Source organism: Humibacter ginsengiterrae (assembly GCF_054780115.1).
In genome coordinates this window covers 1-17,553 of the sequence record NZ_BAAGWY010000022.1, presented here as the reverse complement: position 1 = coordinate 17,553, position 17,553 = coordinate 1, and the positions used below count along the sequence as shown (strand labels likewise).

The window sequence follows — 17,553 nt, the reverse complement described above, 5'->3', positions numbered from 1 at the left end:
GACGCACGCCAGGTCGAAGCTCAGAGGGCGGGCTGCCCGCCGAGCGGGTCCTCGGGCGACGACCTCGGCGGCGCTCACAGGCTCTCTCCGCCGTCGACCGGCAGCGATACCCCGGTGATCATGGACGCGTGCTGCGATGCCAGGAACACGGCGGCCTCGGCCACGTCGGAGGCCGTCACCCATCTCCCGAGCGGCTTCCGCTCTGCCTGCTCGGCGAGCTTCGCGTCGATCTCCTCCGCCGTGCCGCGCATCGTCGCGCGCAGCATCGGTGTGTCCACACCGCTCGGGCACACCGCATTCACCCGGATGCCTTGCCGTGCGAGGTCCACTGCGAGCGTGCGCGTCATGCCGACGAGCCCGGCTTTCGCCGCGGCGTACCAGGGCGCGCCTGGGTGCGCCCGCAGTCCTGAGGTCGAGCCCGTGAACGTGATGCTCGCGGCATCCGAGCGAGCGAGGTGCGGTACCAGCGCGTTGACGCAGTTCGCCGGGCCTTGCAGGTACAGCTCGAGCATCGGACCGAGGTCGGCCTCGACCCTGCCTGCACTCAGAAACACCGCATCGATGCGTCCGAACTCGGCAACCGTTCGCTCGGCGAGCTGCTCGAGCTCGGAGAGCACCCGGATGTCCGCCCTCGTGAAAATCGCTTCCGAACCTCTGCCGAGCAGGTCGGCCACCACGCGCTCTCCGCGTTCCGCATCCAGATCGGAGACGCTCACCTTGGCGCCGCGGGCCGCGAACAGCTCTGCGGCGGCCCGCCCCATTCCCGAGGCGCCTCCGATCACCACCGCGACGCGGTCCTCGAAATCCCTGCCGACGGCGGCCCGGGCCTTCCGCTCCGACTCGTCGTCGACTTCGACCGGCATCCTCGCCATGTCTTCCTCCTCAGTTCTCGTCAATGCTATCGTTCATCGATAGTCGCTAGGATGCTCGTCAATGGTGGCGTCGCATCCGGTGACTCGCCCAGCGTGCCGGACGACGGCACGCCGCGTCGAAGCGCTCTCGACAGTGCGCCAACGCCGTCGCGAAATCGCGACCAGAAAGGACGGTGAGTCCATGCCCGTGCTCGATCTGCCCATCGACCAGCTCCGAAACTACCTGCCGGCGAGCACCGACCTACCCGACTTCGACGATTTCTGGCGACACACTCTCGCCGAGCACGCGCGAGCATCCACGAGCGCCCGATTCGAACCGGTCGATTCTCCGTTGGAGACGATCGAGACGTATGACGTGACCTTTCCGGGGTTCGACGGGCAGCCGGTCAAGGGGTGGCTGCACCTCCCCCGCCATCGCGAGAGCGAGCTGGCGTGCGTCGTGCAGTACATGGGATACGGAACAGGGCGAGGAACGCCGGTCACGTTGCAGAACCTGCTCTACAGCGCCGCGGGGTACGCCAATCTCATCGTCGACAACAGGGGCCAGGCGGGCAGCGACACCGCCGACGGCGACGGGACGCAGGCGGCGCAGGCATCCGGGTTCCTCACGAAGGGCGTGCTGAGCCCGGAGACCTTCTACTACCGCAGGCTCATCGTCGATGCGGTCGGCGCGGTGCGCGCGGCAGTGGAGCATCCGGAGGTCGACGCCGCTCGGGTCGCGGTCGCCGGCGGCAGCCAGGGGGCCGCTCTGGCGCTGGCGGTCGCAGCGCTCGGCGACATTCCGGTCGCCGTGCTCGCTGACCTCCCCTTTCTCAGCCATATCCGCCGAGCGGCGGATGTCGCATCAGCGGGTCCCTACCTCGAGCTCACGGAGTTCGGGCGCGCACGTCCGGAGCTGATCGATCGCGCCTTCACCACGTTGAGCTACTTCGATGGCATGAACTTCGCGGCACGGTCCACGGCTCCTGCCCGGTTCTCCGTCGCGCTCATGGACGACGTCGCCCCTGCCTCGACGGTGTTCGCCGCGTACAACCGCTATGCGGGGCCGAAGACGATCGACGTGTACCCGTTCAACGGGCACGAGGGCGGAGGACAGTTGGCAGCCGAACGACGGCTTGCGTTCCTCAAGGGTGTCTTCGCCGACGAAGGGCTCACAACGGCTGAAGCGGCGAGCCTGGCCGAGATCGACTCGCTGGCATAGGCCGCACACCGTGCCACCACTCGCGCAGCGCCCTGCGCTCGCGGCCTCGCCGCTCAACAGGCTCAAGCTGCTCTGTCGGTGCCCCGCTATACCCTGACCGCATGGCCAGACGCATCCCCTTGGAGGGCGCCGAGATCGAAGTGGTTCCCGCCTTCGATCACTGGGACGGCTTCTACGACGTCATCGGCGTGAAGAAGCCGGGCGGCAAGGGATGCTGGTGCATGTCGTACCGCGACACGAGCATGCCCGACCGCGGCGCCTACATGAAGGCGGAATGCGAGCGCGAACCCGGGCCCGGCGTACTCGCCTACGTCGACGGCACACCGGCCGGATGGTGCTCCATCGCCCCGCGCTCCACCTACCGCAGGCTGATGAACTCGCGCACCATACCTTTCGTTGACGACGAGGATGCCTGGTCCGCCGTCTGCTTCGTCGTCAAAACCGCCTACCGCGGCCAGGGGCTCATGAACACGCTTCTTGACGGCGCCGTGTGGCACGCGCGCGACCACGGTGCGCGCTTCGTCGAGGGGTACCCGATCGAGGTGACGGGCGAGGCACGGGTCGACATCATCTCGGGTTACGTCGGCACGACAACCCTGTTCGAGCGCGCCGGTTTCGAACGCGCGATGAAGACCACGGCCCACAGCGGCGGGCGGGAACGCTGGATCATGCGTAAGCAGGTGGACGTGACAACGACCTGAACCCCCGGCCACTCGCCTGCTACAGCCGCGCTTCGGGGATCGTCGGCTCGAAGAGCTCGACGGGATTTCCGGACGGGTCCTCGATCAAGATCTGCCTGCCGCCGACGCCGACGCCGATGTTGTTCCGCATCCGCACGCCTTGCTCGCGGAGCCGTTCCACGAGTGCGTCCAGGTCGTCCACCTCCAGCGCGAACCGGTTCCAGCCGCCGGGCCGCGGCAGCGTGCCGTCCGGCATCGCCGCGCCACCGCCGGCAGCTCCGCTCGGCGCGCTCAGCACCAGCCTGAGCTCGCCGCGCGCGAGCATGGCGAAGGCCGGAGCCGGATGCATGATCAACTCGAACCCGAGCCGGTCGACGTAGAAGCCGATCGCCTCGTCGACGTCGTCGACGATGTACCGCACGCTGACCGCAGGCATCCTTCGCCTCACTCCCTGCACGCGACCGACGGGACCCGGTCGTCGCTACCAGGGTCAGTCATCCGTCGGCGCGCGTCCAGCCCTTGTGATGGAACCACCACCACATCAGGCCGGCCGAGACCGCCATGGTGCCGAGGCCGAGCAGGAAGAACGCCCACGGACCGACGAGCACGTGCCCGACCTCCCAGCTGAAGTTCATGCCGAAGAACCCGGTCAGAAAGCTCAGCGGCAGGAAGATCGACGCGATGATCGCGAGCTGCTTGGATGTCGCACCCTGCTTGTTCGCGACGGTGGAGAGATAGAGGTCGGTGCAGCTGGCCACCATCTCGTGGTACGAGTCCAGCTCGTCGCTGATGCGGATCAGATGGTCGTAGATGTCGCGGAAGTAGTCGTGGCTGTCGGGCTCGAGCCCCGCGAGATCGGTGATCACCTCGATCTCGCGCGCGAAGACATCCCGCATGGGCACGACCGCCTTGCGGAGTCTGAGCAGCAGACGCTTGAGCCGGAACGTCTCACCGAGTTCGCGTGACCCGGCGCCCGAGACGATGGCGTCTTCGAGGTCGTTGATCTCCTCGTCCAGGCTGGCGAGCATCGGGAAGTAGCTGTCGACGACCACGTCGACGATCTTGTACACGTAGTACCGCTCCGTCTTGGGAGCCGTCGTGCGAGTGAACTGGTCTCTGAGCTGCTGCAGCGGCGGATACGGGTTGCGGTGCAGCGTGACGATGAAATCGCCGCTCAGGTGACAGTGCACCTCTTCGAGCGGATGCGAGTTCTCGTCCTCCGGCTCGGACTCGACGCCGCCCTGCAGCACGAGCAGGGCCGTGTCGCCGTAGGTGTCGAGCTTCGCCCGCTGTCCGAACTTCACGCTGTCTTCGACGGCGAGCGGATGCAGCCCCAGAACCGCACCCAGGTGCTCGACCTGCTCCCTGTTCGGGTCGGGGAGGTCGAGCCAGAAGAACTCCTGCTCCTGCCGCAGCTGGCTGATCAGTGCGTCGTCGATGGAGTCGAGGATGCGCATGCGGGCTCCGCTGTACGAAGGTGGATGGGGCATCCGTCAGCGTAGCCCGGCGTGCCATCCGTTCCGCACAGGCCTCCGTCTTCCCGTTCACGTCGCAGTTCTTGTCGCTTTCGGCGCATCATGGCGACAGAAACTGCGACCTGAGCATCACAATCGGGGGCGCCGAGCTTCAGCAGCCGAGAGCCTCGGCGACGCGACGCGCCAACCGGTCGGGGTCCCGGAGCAGTGGTGCCGTGACCTCGATGACGGTCCATCCTGCCGCCCGTAGCGCCGCGATGCGCTCGACGTCCGCCGCCCAGGTCGAGCGATGAACCTCACCGTGATACTCCACAATCACCCGCTGTTGCCGGTACAGCATGTCCACGCATCCGATGAACCTGCCGGAAGCGTCGTACACATCGACGTTCAGTTCCGGTTCGGGTAGACCGCGGCTTACGAGTTCGAAGCGAACGTGCGCTTCGCGCGGCGACCAGGAATCCTCCCGGATAAGCTCGAGCGCTTCACGCAATCGTGCGGCACCCCGACGGCGGCCCGCAGCGAGTGCGGCTCGCAATTGCTCACGCGTCGCCAACGGTGGCTTACCCGGATGGGGACGACCGAATCCCGTACGCCAAACCCGGCAGAAGTAGTCACCGAGTGCGATGAGGTCCGGCAGGGCGAGAGTTCCCATGCTGGCCCAGGTCGAGGCGGGCGAGGTCACGCGGAGCCCGTCGACTTCGCGCACCGAGGTCATGTGCGCCTGTGCCCGATGTCGCGTCACACCCTGCGCACGCGGCAGCGCGGCTTCGCCGAACGCGCCGACGTGAAGCGGTAGGTCCTCTCCGATGGCGGGATCGCCGGACTCCGTGAGGACCAGCGGAAGCGGGCCTCCCCAGGCAGAAACCGCCGTGTCTTTGCAGAAGAAGTGGTTCTCGTGCATGCGTGGCAAGTACTCGCGGGCACGCATCACGCGCGAACGTCGCTGGAGTTCGTATGGGTCGATCTCCTCGTCCTCATCGACCAGGGGCTCGCTTCCCAGCGAACGAACGCGATGAAAGGGTCGCTCAAGCTCACGATGACGGAGCCGCCCGGGTGAAACGCCGAGTCGGCTTGCCTCCGCGACGCTGAACCGCGTTGGCAAGTCGGCCGGTAGTGATCGTGGAGGTTTCATCGTCACAACGTGGCATATGGCGGATGACTCCAACCGGGCGTCCACAAACGTTGAGCGTTGTCCACAAGGGGTGACGGAGTCGCCTCGGGGAGCCATCCCGACTCAGGTCGCAGTTTTTGTCGTCATCCAGCATCACTGACGACAGAAACTGCGACCTGAACGAGTTGGCGCACGTCGCGGTCCAGGTGGACGCGACTCAGGTCGCAGTTTTTGTCGTCTCAAGCTGCTTGAAGCAACAGAAACTGCGACCTGAACGGGAGGTTCTGGGCACCGCACTACATCCGGGCGGAGGCCTCCGTCAGCACGCCGCGCAGGATGTCGCGGATCTGGCCGAACTCGGAGGGACCGATGGTGAGCGGCGGCGACAGCTGGATGACCGGGTCTCCACGGTCATCCGCCCGGCAGTACAGCCCCGCGTCGAACAGCGCCTTGGACAGGAATCCGCGCAAGAGCCGCTCCGACTCCTCGTCGTCGAACGTCTCCTTCGTCGCCTTGTCTTTCACGAGCTCGATGCCGAAGAAGTACCCCGCGCCGCGCACGTCGCCGACGATCGGCAAGTCGAGCAGGGTCTCCAGCTCGGCCCGGAACAGCGGCGAGTTCTCGCGAACGTGCTCGTTGAGCTTCTCCTCCTCGAAGATGTCGAGGTTCTCCAGCGCCACCGCGGCTGAGACCGGATGCCCGCCGAACGTGTATCCGTGCGGGAAGGATGCCTCGGCGTGCTTGAACGGCTCGTACACCTTGTCGCTGACGATGCAGGCCCCGATGGGTGAGTATCCGCTCGTCATGGCCTTCGCGCACGTGATCATGTCGGGCACGTAGCCGTATTCGTCGCACGCGAACCACTGGCCGATTCGACCGAAGGCGCAGATCACCTCGTCGCTGACCAGCAGCACGTCGTACTCGTCGCAGATCTCGCGAACGCGCTGGAAGTATCCGGGAGGCGGCGGGAAGCATCCGCCGGCGTTCTGCACCGGCTCCAGGAACACCGCGGCGACCGTGTCGGGCCCTTCGAACTCGATCATCTCGGCGATGCGATCCGCCGCCCACTGCCCGAAGGCCTCGAGGTCGTCACCGTGCTCGGGTGCCCGGTAGAAGTTCGTGTTCGGCACCCGGAACCCGCCGGGGGTGAGCGGCTCGAACATGGCCTTCATCTCGGGGATGCCGGTCAGCGCGAGCGCGCCCTGCGTCGTGCCGTGGTACGCGATCGCGCGCGAGATCACCTTGTGCTTCGTGGGCTTGCCGCGCAGCTTCCAGTAGTACTTCGCGAGCTTGAACGCGGTCTCCACTGCCTCGCCGCCGCCCGTCGTGAAGAACACGCGGTTGAGGTCGCCGGGTGCATAGCCTGCCAGCCGGTCCGCGAGCTCGATGGCCGACGGATGCGCGTACGACCAGATCGGGAAGAACGCGAGCTGCTCGGCCTGCCGGGCTGCGACATCCGCAAGGCGTTTGCGTCCGTGACCGGCGTTGACGGTGAACAGCCCGGCCAGGCCGTCGATGTATTCCTTGCCGTGGATGTCCCACACCCGGTGGCCCTCGCCGCGCACGATGATCGGCACACCGGGGCCGTCTTCCATGACGGACTGCCGGGCGAAGTGCATCCACAGGTGGTCGCGGGCCTTCGCCTGCAGGCTCGCGTCGTCGAGAGCGGGTTGCGCGCTCGTCAGTGTCTCAGTGCTCGTCATCGTGCCCTGCCTTTCCGTCGCGCGCCGCGATTCCGGGCGGCGGCGATGCGTCTCCCCATTCTGTTCACGACGGGTGCCGCGAAGCATCCCGCACGGACGAATCGGCCGATTCGCGGCGGTTTTGCGACGGGTGCCGCAGCGACTGGTACCCCTGGATGCCGCGCAGCACGAGATTGCGCAAGGCCAGGCCCGAGGCGGTCTTCGGCACCAGCATCGACGCGCTGCGGCGCACGAGCCTCTGCTTCGGCATCACGAGCACGCGGTGCCGTCGCTCGTACTCGGCGAACGCGGATGCGGAGTCGTCCGGATGCCTGGCCACGGCATCCGCGAGCGTGCTCGCTCCGACGATCGCGAGGGACGATCCATCGCCGAACAACGACACCGACGATGCCGCGTCTCCGAGGAGGGCAACGCGGGCGGTATGCCAGGCATCCAGCCGAATCTGGGTGACAGCTGCGGGCCTCGGCGTGAAGGATTGATCGCATGACCACCATCGCCGACGTCCGGCTGCACCGCACCACCGTCCCGCTGGTCCGCCCCTTCGTGACGGCGGTGCGCACGGCGACGCAGATCGAGGCGCTGCTGATCGAGGTCGTCGACAGCGACGGAGGCAGCGGATGGGGCGAAGCGCCGACGAGCTGGCGCGTCACGGGCGAGAGCCCGGCGAGCGTCACCGCAGCGGTCGAGGGCCCGCTGCGCGACGCGGTGCTCGGGATGCCCGTCGACGGCACGGCGGATGCCGCAGCCGAGGCCAGTCTCGCCCTGGACCGCGCGGTCGTGCGCAACTCGGCCGCTCGGATGGCGGTGGACTGCGCGATCTACGACCTGGCGGCGCAGGCGGCGGGACTCCCATTGCATGCGCTGCTCGGGGCATCCTCGCCGACCGTGCGCACCGACATGACGCTTTCCGCGATCCCGAGCGACGACGGCATACCAGGCCTTGTCGAGACGGCCGTACGGCATCGCGACGCCGGTTTCGGCACACTCAAACTCAAGGTCGGCGCCGGCAGCGACGATGTGGCCGCGATGCGGGCAGTGCGGGATGCCGTCGGCGACGAGGTCACGCTGCGCGCGGACGCCAACCAGGCCTGGGCGCCCCAACGAGCGATCGACGTGATCCGGGCGTGGGAGGATGCCGGACTCGCTGTCGAGCTCGTCGAACAGCCGGTGGACCGGGACGACCTCGAGGGCCTCGCCTTCGTGACCGCGCACGTCGAGACACCAGTGCTCGCGGACGAGAGCGTGTGGACCACGCGCGACGCTCGCGAGGCGATCGCGCGGCGGGCCTCGGACATGGTGAACATCAAGCTGGCGAAGACCGGCGGCATCCGGGAGGCGCTAGTCGTGCTCGACCTCGCGGAACGCGCGGGGATGTCGGCGATCGTCGGCTGCATGATGGAGAGCCACGTCGGCATCGCGGCCGCGAGCGTCGTCGCTGCCGTGATCGACGGGCGGTCCGGATCCACGACCGCGCACGACCTCGACGCCGGACTGTGGCTGAGTGAGTCGCCCGTGCAGGGCGGCATCGGGTACCACGGCGAGACCGTGACGATGTCCGCCGAGCCCGGGCTGGGCATCCGCGGGCTGCATTAGCCCCAGCGCCGCGGGACCGTCACTCCCTCCAGGAGCGGAGCTTCTCCGGGTTGCGGATCGTCCAGATGTGCTTGATCAGCGCGCCCTCGAGTTCGAACGCGTAGACCGACACGGTCACCCCCTCGCGCTGTGCGATGAGCCCTGGCTGGCCGTTGACTGTGCGCTCCAGAATCGTCAGGTCACCGAACACGTTCTTCAGCCGTACGAAGGCATCCACGATCTTGTCCGCTCCCACGACCGGGTGCAGCAGGGTGCTCACTCGGCCTCCGCCGTCGCTGGTGGCCGTGACATCGGGCGCGAGCAGCCCGACGAGCGAGTCGATGTCGCCCGCCTCCCACGCCTCCTTGAACTCCCGGATGATGCCGGCCTGCTGTGCAGACGGAGTCGCGGGCGTACGCGATTCGCGAATGCGACGCCGTGCCGACGATGCGAGCTGTCGGCACGCTCCCGGGGTGCGTCCCACGATCTCCCCGACCTCGGCGAACGAGTAGCAGAAGACATCGTGCAGGATGAACGCCACCCGTTCGGCAGGCGTCATCGACTCCAGCACCACGAGGAACGCCATGTTGATCGACTCGTCGAGTGTGATGCGATCAGCGGGGTCGGTACCGACGCCCAGGGAGCGACTCTCCGACCACACATCGGACTCCGGCACCGGCTCAGGAATCCACTCCCCCACGTAGGTCTCGCGCCGCACACGAGCCGAGCGGAGCACATTCAGGCAGAGGCGGCTCGCAACCGTGGTGAGCCAGGCATCCGGAGTCTCGATGGCCCCCTGCTCGGTGCGCGACATCGTGTACCAGCGCACGTACGTCTCCTGCACCACGTCTTCGGCGTCGGCGAGCGACCCGAGCATGCGATACGCGAGATTGATCAGGCGACGCCGCGAGCGCTCGATGACCTCGACGGTGTCGCCCCGGTCATCCGAGCCGGACTCGTCGCTCATGATTGTGTCCCTTCTCGAACGCATTCTGCCGGAGATCCCCTCGGCGGCCTCCTCCAAGAACTGACTGCGCAGCCGCTCGGAATGTCAGGTGCTTCGGCGGCGGATGCCGCGCCTGACGTTTCCGGGTCATGCACTGTCGCTCTAGTGAGACGCCGTCCGCGGGTGGATGCCCGTCTCCCGCCCACGAGAAAGGATCTCCGATGCGCACACCTCATGCTCGCAGCAGGGTCGTCGTCATCGGCGCCGGCTACGCCGGGGCCGTCGCCGCCAACCACCTCCGCCTCCGAGACGACGTCGACATCACCGTCGTCAATCCGCGCGCCGACTTCATCGAGCGTGTGCGGTTGCATCAGCTCGCCGCGGGCACGGCGGATGCGACGTTGCCGCTGGCGCCGCTCCTGGCGGACTGCATCAGGCTGGTCGTCGACCGGGTGACGCGCATCGAAGCAGCTTCCCGCGTGCTTCGGCTCGCCTCCGGTCACAGCCTGGACTACGACTACGCGATCTATGCGGTCGGGAGCCTGGCTCCGGTGCCGCCCAGCATCCCCGGTGCGAGGGAATTCGCCGTGCCGGTCGCCGATTTCGAGTCCGCCAGGGTGCTGCGCAGCACCCTGGCGCGTCTGCCGGAGGATGCGCCGATCACCGTCGTGGGCGGCGGTCTGACCGGCATCGAGACCGCGGCCGAACTGGCGGGACTGGGCCGTTCGGTCACGCTGGTCTGCGGAGGCAGGCTCGCACCTGCGCTCGGCGAGGGAAGCCGCCGATACATCGCGGGGTGGCTGCGCCGGCACGACGTCACGGTGCTCGAGGGACAGAAGGTGGCGACTGTGACTGCCGACGCCGTGTCGTTCGCGGACGGCAGTGTGCGCCCCAGTGCCGTCACGATCTGGGCCGCCGGATTCGCGGCGCCGCAGTTGGCGGCCGAGAGCGGGATCACCACCGACGACCGCGACCGCCTTCGTACCGATGAGACGCTGACGAGTGTCGACGACGAGCGGATCGTCGCGACCGGTGATGCGGCATCCCCTTCGGGCATGCCGTACCGAATGAGCTGCCAGGCGGCCGGCCCTCTCGGGCAGCAGGCCGCGAACACCGTGCTCAGCCGCATCGCCGGCGAGCAGCCCCGACCGGTCGACCTCGCTCTCACTGGATCGTGCGTCAGCCTCGGCCGGCGTGCGGCCGTTCGCCAGTTCGCGCACAAGGATGACAGCCCGATGCGGCTGCACACCACAGGCCCGCTGACCGCGGCGTACAAGGAGCTCACCAGCCGGCTCGGATTGTGGAAGATCGGCGTCGAGGCACGTAAGCCGGGATCCGTGCCGTGGCCGAAGGGCGGTCCCCGGCCGACCGGAGACGCGGCATCCGCGATGCCGGCGCGTGTCGATGCGAACCGTACCTGAACGACCGATCCGTTGACGACCAGTCGCACACGAAAGGACAGACCCATGGATTCTCGCGACAAGACCCTGCTGAAGCCGCGCGACGAGGAGGCCGTCGCGGATATCCGCCGGCACATCGACCGGCTGATCGAACTGCTGGGTGCCAAAGATCTTGATGCCCTCGCTCGCCACTACTCGGACGACGTCGTCTCCTTCGATGTCGAACCGCCCCTGCAGCATGTGGGACGAGCAGCGAAGATGCGCAACTGGGAGCGCGCATTCTCCGTCTTCGCCCGGCTGAACTACGAGGTACGCGACCTTCATGTCATCGTCGGCGACGACGTGGCATTTGCGCACGGGTTCGGTCGGCTCGGCGGAACGCTGTTGGACGGCTCCGTCGTCGAGGGAATGTGGGTGCGCGCCACGTTCTGCCTCCGCCGCATCGATGGCGCATGGCTGATCGTGCACGACCAGGCTTCCGTGCCGTTCGACATCGGCACGGGTAGGGGCGTGACCGACCTTGAGCCGTGACTCGGTGCTGCCGGCTACGCGGCCGGCCGGGTGGGTGCTGCGCTCCATCGTGAGCCTGCACCTGGTGGTGATCATGGGCCAGCCCGTGTTCGCCGGGGTCTACTTGTCGGGCGATTTCGATGCGCTGTCGATGCACGAGGCCGGAGCGAACCTGGTCACGGGCATCGGCTACGCCCAACTGGTCATCGCGATCGTGGTGTGGCGACGGCTGCACGTGCTCTGGCCGCTGATCTCGTCGGCAGTACTGGCGGCGGCAGAAACGCTGCAGTACTACGCGGGAATGCACGGGCCGCTGTGGCTGCACATCCCGCTCGGCGTCATGATCGTCGCGGCGGTGCTCGTGCAGTTCATCGCGGTCTGGATGCTGCCGCTCGATCGATCGGAGCGGCACAGTGAGCGCGGGTGACGTGTTCGGTGGGTTGGCGCGGCGTCAGGTGAGCCACCGCACTTGCCCGGCAGATGGGCAGCGGGCCGAAGGGCCGGTGAAGGCTCTTCGACCCGCTGCGGATCGGTCCGTTCGGCCTCAGCTCGCCGAGCCGAGGCACGTGCGCGACGAGCGGGCCGCGGCCGGAACCGTGGTCTCCCCGGTGGGCAGCGTGCCGTGCACCGCGTAGTACGCGATGTCGGTCGCGCGCTCCTGCGTCTGCGACGCTGTCGCCGCCGCCCCGTTCATGAACAGGTCGGGTCCCGGAAGCACGTCGAGCAGACGGGTCACGTAGTCGAAGGGCGTGCTGCCCGGATCGACGGCGGAGGGGTTCGTCCACCCGCACGTGTTGTACTCGAGCGCGTTCAGCGCCGCCTGGCCCACCGCGACCACGAAGTGGTTGCCGGAGAGCGTCGCCGCCCATGCGACCTGGAACGAGGTGGTCACCTGGCTCGACGGCAGACCGGCGGCGGCCGCCGCAGCCTGCGCCGCGGATAGGTCGCCCGACCCGGCCGAGTACACGAGCACCCGGTCGGCGAACGTCGCCGGCGTCTTCGGCAGAGCCTGCGTGGTCCACGGGCCGCTCGGCGGTGCCGTGTCACCCGTGGTGTCCATCGCGGGACCGGATGCCGTGTCGAGGTACACCTGCAGCGGCTGGTGTGCGATCGGCTCGGCTGCGATGCCCGTGACGCCGGTGACCGTGCCGGGAAGCGCCGCGGTCTGCCAGCCCGAACCGTCGTTGTACGTCACCGCGGGATGCCCGTCGGCGCCCAGGTAGGCGACGACCGTTCCGAGCGGCTGAGCCGGTCCGTCCACGAGCGTTCCCGGCGGGTTCGGGAAGTTCCCGATCGGGCCGGACACCGCGCTCGGCAACTCGTACGTCGACGCGGAGATGGCGCCGGCGGCAGGGCCTCCGGGAAGGGTGGCGACGTTCCATGCACCTCGCGACCTCTCGGTGACCTGAGCCAACGCACGCCCACCGTCACCGCTCACGCCCAACGCACCGTTGACGACTACGCTCGCGACGCCCTCGGGAGTCGTGACCGCCGACAGCGTCGCATCCTTCGACACGCCCACCTTCGAGGGCACCGCAGGCCAGTCGCTTCCTGACTGCGAGATCGTCGTGAGCTTGCCGTTGTGACCGACCGCGAACAGCGTCGGTCCGCTCGCCGTCTCGCTCAGCGCGAGCGGCGCGGGGTTCACGGCGAAGTCCGTCAGCGGGCTGGTCGACCACGTGCTCGAGCTCTCGCTCGTCTCGTTCAGGTAGCCGTTCGCATCCACGAAGAACACCTCGGGTCCGGATGCCGTGTACACAGCGACGACGTCGGCTCCTTCGGCGGGCGTGCCCGGAAGGTCCTTGCTCACCCATCCGTTCCCGGCGAGGTACGACTCGGCCAGCGAGCCGTCCTGCGCCCGGTAGTACGCGTGCGGTGTCGTCGCGGAGTCCACCTCGGGGTCGATGTACGACAGCGCGGCGATCGCTCCGCTGGATGCCGGCGTGCCTGCCGCCTGCAGCTCGAGCCAGCTGGCGCCATCCCACACGTCCGCCGCGAGGCCATCGCCGGCCCGCACGAACCTGTAGTACGAGACGGGATAGCTGGAGTACCACGTGTCCGTGGACGCCACAGCTGCGACGCTCGCGGATGCGCCCACCACGTTCACGTTCTTGGTGATGGTCGAGATGGTGCCGAAGCTGGAGGTCGCGGTCACCGTGATGGTGTGCATGCCGGGCGTCGCGAACGTGTGCGTCACATCCGCGCCGTTGCTGTTGGTCGCGCGCCCGTCGCCGAACGTCCAGTAGTACCCGGTGATCGAGCCGCCTGCCTCAGTGCCGCTGGCGTGATAGACGGCATCCGTGCTGACTACCGCCGTGTCGGGACCCGAGATGGATGCCTGCGGGTTCGCGTGCTGCGCCGCCGTCGGCGGGGAGACGAGCGCCCACACCTCGCCGGAGCTCCACGTGTTGTGCGCGAAGGTCGTCAGGTTGAGGTTGGTGTCGTGCTCGACCTTCACGTTGGTGGAGCTGCTGAAGTCGCCGTTGACCATGTCGACGGTGCCGTCGGCGTTCACCGCGACGATCAGTCCGACGTGGTCGGCGTAGCGCGCCGGGGATATGGCGCCGGCGTGGAAGAACACGACGGCGTCGCCCACCTGTGGAGTGCCCGAGTCCGCCACCGGGTTCTGACCGTCGTCGAGCGCCCACTGCACGAAGCTGGATGCCGCGGCGTTGATGGTGTTCATGTCCTGCGTCACTCCGGCCTGCTGCCACACCCACTTGGCGAAGTCCGCGCACCAGTTCTCGTTCGAGTTGCGGACGTTGAACGTCGAGTCGTATCCGCAGCCGTTCGAGTTGGCGGAGAACCCCGCCACCATGGTGGTGTATGGGTTGCAGTTGAGGCCGCCGAATCCGGTCACCACCGGGTTGTCGCCTCTTCCGACCTGACTGAGTGCGATGCCGGCGATCTTGGCGCGCAGCGCGCTGTTGTCTGCAGTGGATGCCTGCGACGCGGTCGTCATCGTGACGGCCGTTGCGGCATCCGTCGATGCGGTGTCGGCGAAGGCCGGTTGCGCCAGCGCAAACGTCGCGATCAGCGCCGCAGGCAGTGCCAGGGCGGCCCAGCGCCCACGCCTGCGCCTCGGCGGTGGAGCGTCTCCTGGGCCGGAGCCGAGACCTGTGTCGTGTGCGTGTGCCACTTTGTCATCCCTCCTTTGGGAGATTCCGACCACCCGATGGGCCGGAACGAAGTTCTATCCGCCCAGCAGTGCGTCCGCGATCGCTCGGATGACCTCGCGTCCCTGCTCCGGCTCGTAGCCCCTGGTGCAGATCGCGAGGAAGCGCCGGGCCCCGGCGGATCCAACGAACGCGACGTCGTGTTCGACGCCGGGCACGTCTCCCGATTTGGAGCCCCACGGCGTTCCATCGGGAACGATCGATCCGATGCGCGGATGCTCCTGCGCCTCCAGCACACCGCGCATCCAGTCCGCGTTGGTGCGAGTGGTCAGTCCGCTGGCGACGATGCGGCGCATGATCGCGGCAAGATCGGCCGGAGTCGCCTCGTTGGTGAGGCCGGAGCGCATCGCGCACGGGTCGCCGATCCTGCGCTCCATGCGCGTGTCGGGAGCGCAGCAGAGCCGGAACGCCTCGGCGATCGGCGCCGGCCCGAGCCGGTCGAACAGCACGTTCGTCGCCTCGTTCGACGAGCGGGTGATCATCATCGTTACCAGGTCACGGATGCTCGCCTCTTCGCCGTCCGCAGGAAACTCGGGGTCGCTGTCTTCCGGCTGGAGGCGGAAAGCCTGAGTGACGCCATCCGCATTCGCGCACTCGAACTCGCGACGGCACTCGAGCGTGTCGTCCAGGCTCAGTTCACCCCGCTCTGCCGCGATGACCGCGGCGAGCATCACACCGAGTTTCACAGTGGATGCCGCATAGAACGCGGTGCGCGGGCTACGGGATGCGAGCATCCGCCCGTGTTCGTCGAGCAGTGCGTACGCGACGAGCGGCGTACCGTCGCTCGCCCGTGTCACTACCGGGCTCACGGCATCCTCCGCGCCACGCACATCCTCGTCACCGGTCTCCGCGCAGCCGGGTGAGGCTCTCGCGGCTGGTCTTAAGCGCCTGAACGCTCGCCTCGTAGGTGGTGCGGGCGACGCCGACGAAGATGTAGTCGACGATGGTGAGCTGGGCGATGCGACTGGCCATCGCGCCAGAACGGAACGTGGTCTCGCGCACGGATGTCGTCAGCACGAGGTCGGCGTCGCGGGTGACGGGCGAGTCGGGAACGTTCGTGATCGCCACAGTCGTCGCCCCTCCGTCGTGCGCGACCCGCAGCAGTTCGCACACCTCCCGGGTCTGGCCGCCGTGCGACAGCCCGATCACGACATCGTGCGGACCGAGCAGCGATGCTGAGCTGACCGCGTCGTGGGCATCCGTGAATCCGAGTGCGACGCGTCCGATGCGCAGCAGCTTCTCCCTGAGGTCGCGGGCACCCATATTGCTGGCCGCCACGCCGAACGCGATGGTGCGCTGGGCCGCGGAGACCGCGTCGATCACCTTCTGCAGCGCGTCGAGGTCGAGGCTTGCCGCGGTCTCACGGATGCCGAACAGCTCCGACCCGCTGATCTTCGCCACGGTCTCGGCGAGAGTGTCGGTGGGGGCGATGTCGGATCCGTAGCTGCTCTCCGCACCGAGTTGCGCGGTCTCGGCGGCGAGCTCGGCCGCCATCTGCAACTTGAGCGCGGCGTATCCGGCGAATCCGAGCGTTCTGGCGAATCGCACGAGCGTGGTCTCCGACGTCTCGCAGAGCCGGGCGAGCTCCGTGATGGTGAGTTCGAGCACGGCCTGCGGCCGCGCAACGATCACCTCGGCGATGCGCTTCATCGACGGTGGGTAGCCATCCGTCAGCGCCTGGATGCTCGACTGGATGCTCATGGCCGGGCACATCCGCAAGGGATGTCAATGATTTTCATGTTCGGGCTCACCGATGGCGATGATATCCATCCGGCGGGCGCGCGTCGACCCCTTTTGCGCTGCAGGTCTCGCATCGCCACGGCGTCAGTGTGGTTGGTCTCCAGCGTTGCCGCGCTCCTCGACCCCAAGTTGTCGCAAGGCCGCTTCGACTCCGTCGGCCGCCAGTCGCCAGTCCGGTCGCGCGAATGCGTCACGATGGAGCCGCAGCCGGATCTCGTTGGTGATCTCACCCGGGCGCGATTGGACGCGGTTGACGCCATTCCGGGCGTAGCCGAGTCGGTCGGAGACTCCGAGCGATGCGCGATTCCATTCGGCGGCGCTCGACTGCGCCCACTCTGCATGCAGGATGTCGAAGGCGAACATCAGGAGACCTGCCCGCATCTCTGTCCCGAGTCCGACACCCTGGTGTGCACGGGTGAGCCATGATCCACTCTCCACGGTCCGCAGAACCGCGAAATCGCGGGCATGGAGCTCCTGAATTCCGATCGGACGCCCGCCATGGAACACGGCGAACTGGATCCCCCAGCGATCGGCTCTTGTGTTGACCCGGTTGCGCCAGTGATATTCGGCGAAAGACCTGGCGAGCTCTTCGGGCTCGGCATCCGTCCAGGGCACCCCGAACGGCATCCTTTCGGGATCGTGGATGCCAGCAAGAGCGCTTTCGACCAGAGCGGGAAGGTCATCGTCGCGCACGGGACGCAACTCGAGGCGAGGCGTGCGAAGCCGCAGCCCGAACAGCGGCCAGACGTCCTCGATCTTCACCTCGACCACGCTAGTCAGGACCGCCGGCTCTTCGGCCTTTCGTCGCCCGAAGATTACGAAACGTGCGCGTGCACTGCCCGTCCTGACGTGTTCGCGTTCGTGTTCGCGTTCGACCCGATCCTCGGTCCTACTGTCGTCGCCGTATGCGCGGGTCGCCGGTGGGTCGCCATTGCCCGGTGGGGTCGATCCATGCTGGTGCTCGGACGTGTGGTGCGCCGTGGATCATCTTGATGGCCCAGCCTCCGGTGTCGACGTAGTGATGGTGGTACCAGCACAGGGCAGGCTGTCGCATGAATCTGGGTCTCGTTTCGGTGAGTCGAGCCGGTTTATTCCCTGGTCAGGGGATAATTAGGTGTGGGTGTGAATGTGCGTTCCGGGGATCTGGATCAGCTGTTTCTGCTGCCG

At 67.6% G+C, this 17,553-nt stretch carries 18 protein-coding genes; 7 read left to right on the top strand and 11 right to left on the bottom strand.

From position 1 onward, the window contains the following. Window positions 1-74: 74 nt before the first annotated feature. Window positions 75-872 (bottom strand): SDR family NAD(P)-dependent oxidoreductase, encoded by a 798-nt coding sequence (locus ACYVII_RS18065; protein ID WP_460537716.1) that lies wholly within the window; start codon window positions 870-872, stop codon window positions 75-77. A gap of 181 nt (window positions 873-1,053) precedes the next feature. Between ACYVII_RS18065 and ACYVII_RS18060 the strand changes: the two genes are divergently transcribed. Further along, a complete protein-coding gene (locus tag ACYVII_RS18060) occupies window positions 1,054-2,073 on the top strand; it encodes an acetylxylan esterase (protein ID WP_460537715.1) in 1,020 nt (339 codons plus the stop codon). Window positions 2,074-2,174: 101 nt separating this feature from the next. Next, window positions 2,175-2,774: a GNAT family N-acetyltransferase gene (locus tag ACYVII_RS18055; RefSeq protein ID WP_460537713.1), complete on the top strand. Its 600-nt coding sequence runs from the start codon at window positions 2,175-2,177 to the stop codon at window positions 2,772-2,774. 19 nt (window positions 2,775-2,793) lie between these two features. Here ACYVII_RS18055 and ACYVII_RS18050 read toward each other — a convergent pair whose 3' ends face one another. From ACYVII_RS18050 to ACYVII_RS18040, 3 genes are all read right to left on the bottom strand, one after another. After that, complete coding sequence (locus ACYVII_RS18050) at window positions 2,794-3,189, bottom strand: VOC family protein (protein ID WP_460537711.1); 396 nt, start codon at window positions 3,187-3,189, stop codon at window positions 2,794-2,796. A gap of 58 nt (window positions 3,190-3,247) precedes the next feature. Continuing rightward, complete coding sequence (locus ACYVII_RS18045) at window positions 3,248-4,210, bottom strand: magnesium transporter CorA family protein (protein ID WP_460537709.1); 963 nt, start codon at window positions 4,208-4,210, stop codon at window positions 3,248-3,250. Window positions 4,211-4,379: 169 nt separating this feature from the next. Continuing rightward, window positions 4,380-5,129 (bottom strand): DUF559 domain-containing protein, encoded by a 750-nt coding sequence (locus tag ACYVII_RS18040; protein ID WP_460537707.1) that lies wholly within the window; start codon window positions 5,127-5,129, stop codon window positions 4,380-4,382. Here ACYVII_RS18040 and ACYVII_RS18035 point away from each other — a divergent pair. After that, the gene (locus ACYVII_RS18035; RefSeq protein ID WP_460537705.1) at window positions 5,124-5,285 is read left to right on the top strand and encodes a hypothetical protein; all 162 of its coding nucleotides are present in this window, start codon (window positions 5,124-5,126) and stop codon (window positions 5,283-5,285) included. The genes ACYVII_RS18040 and ACYVII_RS18035 overlap by 6 nt on opposite strands. Window positions 5,286-5,635: 350 nt before the next feature. On the opposite strand, the gene ACYVII_RS18030 is transcribed toward ACYVII_RS18035, so the two are convergent. Then, the gene (locus ACYVII_RS18030; RefSeq protein WP_460537703.1) at window positions 5,636-7,042 is read right to left on the bottom strand and encodes an aspartate aminotransferase family protein; all 1,407 of its coding nucleotides are present in this window, start codon (window positions 7,040-7,042) and stop codon (window positions 5,636-5,638) included. A gap of 64 nt (window positions 7,043-7,106) precedes the next feature. Further along, window positions 7,107-7,424, bottom strand: coding sequence for a hypothetical protein (locus tag ACYVII_RS18025; protein WP_460537702.1), 318 nt, complete (start codon window positions 7,422-7,424; stop codon window positions 7,107-7,109). Window positions 7,425-7,525: 101 nt separating this feature from the next. Here ACYVII_RS18025 and ACYVII_RS18020 point away from each other — a divergent pair, with 101 nt between their 5' ends. Continuing rightward, on the top strand, window positions 7,526-8,635 hold the full coding sequence (locus ACYVII_RS18020) for a dipeptide epimerase (protein WP_460537701.1): 1,110 nt from the start codon (window positions 7,526-7,528) through the stop codon (window positions 8,633-8,635). A gap of 19 nt (window positions 8,636-8,654) precedes the next feature. Here the strand turns inward: ACYVII_RS18020 and sigJ are convergent, their stop codons facing one another. After that, entirely contained in the window at window positions 8,655-9,581 is a 927-nt protein-coding gene (gene sigJ / locus ACYVII_RS18015) for a sigma-70 family RNA polymerase sigma factor family protein (protein ID WP_460537699.1), read from the bottom strand. Window positions 9,582-9,781: 200 nt separating this feature from the next. Here sigJ and ACYVII_RS18010 point away from each other — a divergent pair, with 200 nt between their 5' ends. From ACYVII_RS18010 to ACYVII_RS18000, 3 genes are read left to right on the top strand one after another with little or no spacing between them, the layout of a single operon-like run. Beyond that, on the top strand, window positions 9,782-10,981 hold the full coding sequence (locus ACYVII_RS18010; protein WP_460537698.1) for an NAD(P)/FAD-dependent oxidoreductase: 1,200 nt from the start codon (window positions 9,782-9,784) through the stop codon (window positions 10,979-10,981). Between the two features lie 45 nt (window positions 10,982-11,026). Next, window positions 11,027-11,491 carry a YybH family protein gene (locus tag ACYVII_RS18005; RefSeq protein ID WP_460537696.1) on the top strand — a complete coding sequence of 155 codons (465 nt, stop codon included), beginning with the start codon at window positions 11,027-11,029 and terminating at the stop codon, window positions 11,489-11,491. Beyond that, window positions 11,481-11,897, top strand: a complete 417-nt coding sequence (locus ACYVII_RS18000) for a hypothetical protein (protein ID WP_460537694.1) — start codon at window positions 11,481-11,483, stop codon at window positions 11,895-11,897. Before ACYVII_RS18005 ends, ACYVII_RS18000 begins: the two co-directional genes overlap by 11 nt. 117 nt (window positions 11,898-12,014) lie before the next feature. Here ACYVII_RS18000 and ACYVII_RS17995 read toward each other — a convergent pair whose 3' ends face one another. From ACYVII_RS17995 to ACYVII_RS17980, 4 genes are all read right to left on the bottom strand, one after another. Next, window positions 12,015-14,609: a PKD domain-containing protein gene (locus tag ACYVII_RS17995; RefSeq protein ID WP_460537692.1), complete on the bottom strand. Its 2,595-nt coding sequence runs from the start codon at window positions 14,607-14,609 to the stop codon at window positions 12,015-12,017. A 54-nt stretch (window positions 14,610-14,663) separates the two neighbouring features. After that, window positions 14,664-15,455, bottom strand: coding sequence for a serine hydrolase (locus ACYVII_RS17990; RefSeq protein ID WP_460537690.1), 792 nt, complete (start codon window positions 15,453-15,455; stop codon window positions 14,664-14,666). Between the two features lie 28 nt (window positions 15,456-15,483). Further along, window positions 15,484-16,347: a MurR/RpiR family transcriptional regulator gene (locus ACYVII_RS17985; protein ID WP_460537688.1), complete on the bottom strand. Its 864-nt coding sequence runs from the start codon at window positions 16,345-16,347 to the stop codon at window positions 15,484-15,486. A gap of 123 nt (window positions 16,348-16,470) precedes the next feature. Further along, the gene (locus ACYVII_RS17980) at window positions 16,471-17,148 is read right to left on the bottom strand and encodes a GNAT family N-acetyltransferase (protein ID WP_460537686.1); all 678 of its coding nucleotides are present in this window, start codon (window positions 17,146-17,148) and stop codon (window positions 16,471-16,473) included. Between the last annotated feature and the right edge of the window lie 405 nt (window positions 17,149-17,553).

What these genes read in the sequence shown, in the direction of transcription:
- ACYVII_RS18065 (WP_460537716.1), bottom strand. Translation starts at nt 872, where the DNA reads ATGGCGAGGATGCCGGTCGAAGTCGACGACGAGTCGGAGCGGAAGGCC.
- ACYVII_RS18060 (WP_460537715.1), top strand. Translation starts at nt 1,054, where the DNA reads ATGCCCGTGCTCGATCTGCCCATCGACCAGCTCCGAAACTACCTGCCG.
- ACYVII_RS18055 (WP_460537713.1), top strand. Translation starts at nt 2,175, where the DNA reads ATGGCCAGACGCATCCCCTTGGAGGGCGCCGAGATCGAAGTGGTTCCC.
- ACYVII_RS18050 (WP_460537711.1), bottom strand. Translation starts at nt 3,189, where the DNA reads ATGCCTGCGGTCAGCGTGCGGTACATCGTCGACGACGTCGACGAGGCG.
- ACYVII_RS18045 (WP_460537709.1), bottom strand. Translation starts at nt 4,210, where the DNA reads ATGCGCATCCTCGACTCCATCGACGACGCACTGATCAGCCAGCTGCGG.
- ACYVII_RS18040 (WP_460537707.1), bottom strand. Translation starts at nt 5,129, where the DNA reads ATGCACGAGAACCACTTCTTCTGCAAAGACACGGCGGTTTCTGCCTGG.
- ACYVII_RS18030 (WP_460537703.1), bottom strand. Translation starts at nt 7,042, where the DNA reads ATGACGAGCACTGAGACACTGACGAGCGCGCAACCCGCTCTCGACGAC.
- ACYVII_RS18020 (WP_460537701.1), top strand. Translation starts at nt 7,526, where the DNA reads ATGACCACCATCGCCGACGTCCGGCTGCACCGCACCACCGTCCCGCTG.
- sigJ (WP_460537699.1), bottom strand. Translation starts at nt 9,581, where the DNA reads ATGAGCGACGAGTCCGGCTCGGATGACCGGGGCGACACCGTCGAGGTC.
- ACYVII_RS18010 (WP_460537698.1), top strand. Translation starts at nt 9,782, where the DNA reads ATGCGCACACCTCATGCTCGCAGCAGGGTCGTCGTCATCGGCGCCGGC.
- ACYVII_RS18005 (WP_460537696.1), top strand. Translation starts at nt 11,027, where the DNA reads ATGGATTCTCGCGACAAGACCCTGCTGAAGCCGCGCGACGAGGAGGCC.
- ACYVII_RS17985 (WP_460537688.1), bottom strand. Translation starts at nt 16,347, where the DNA reads ATGAGCATCCAGTCGAGCATCCAGGCGCTGACGGATGGCTACCCACCG.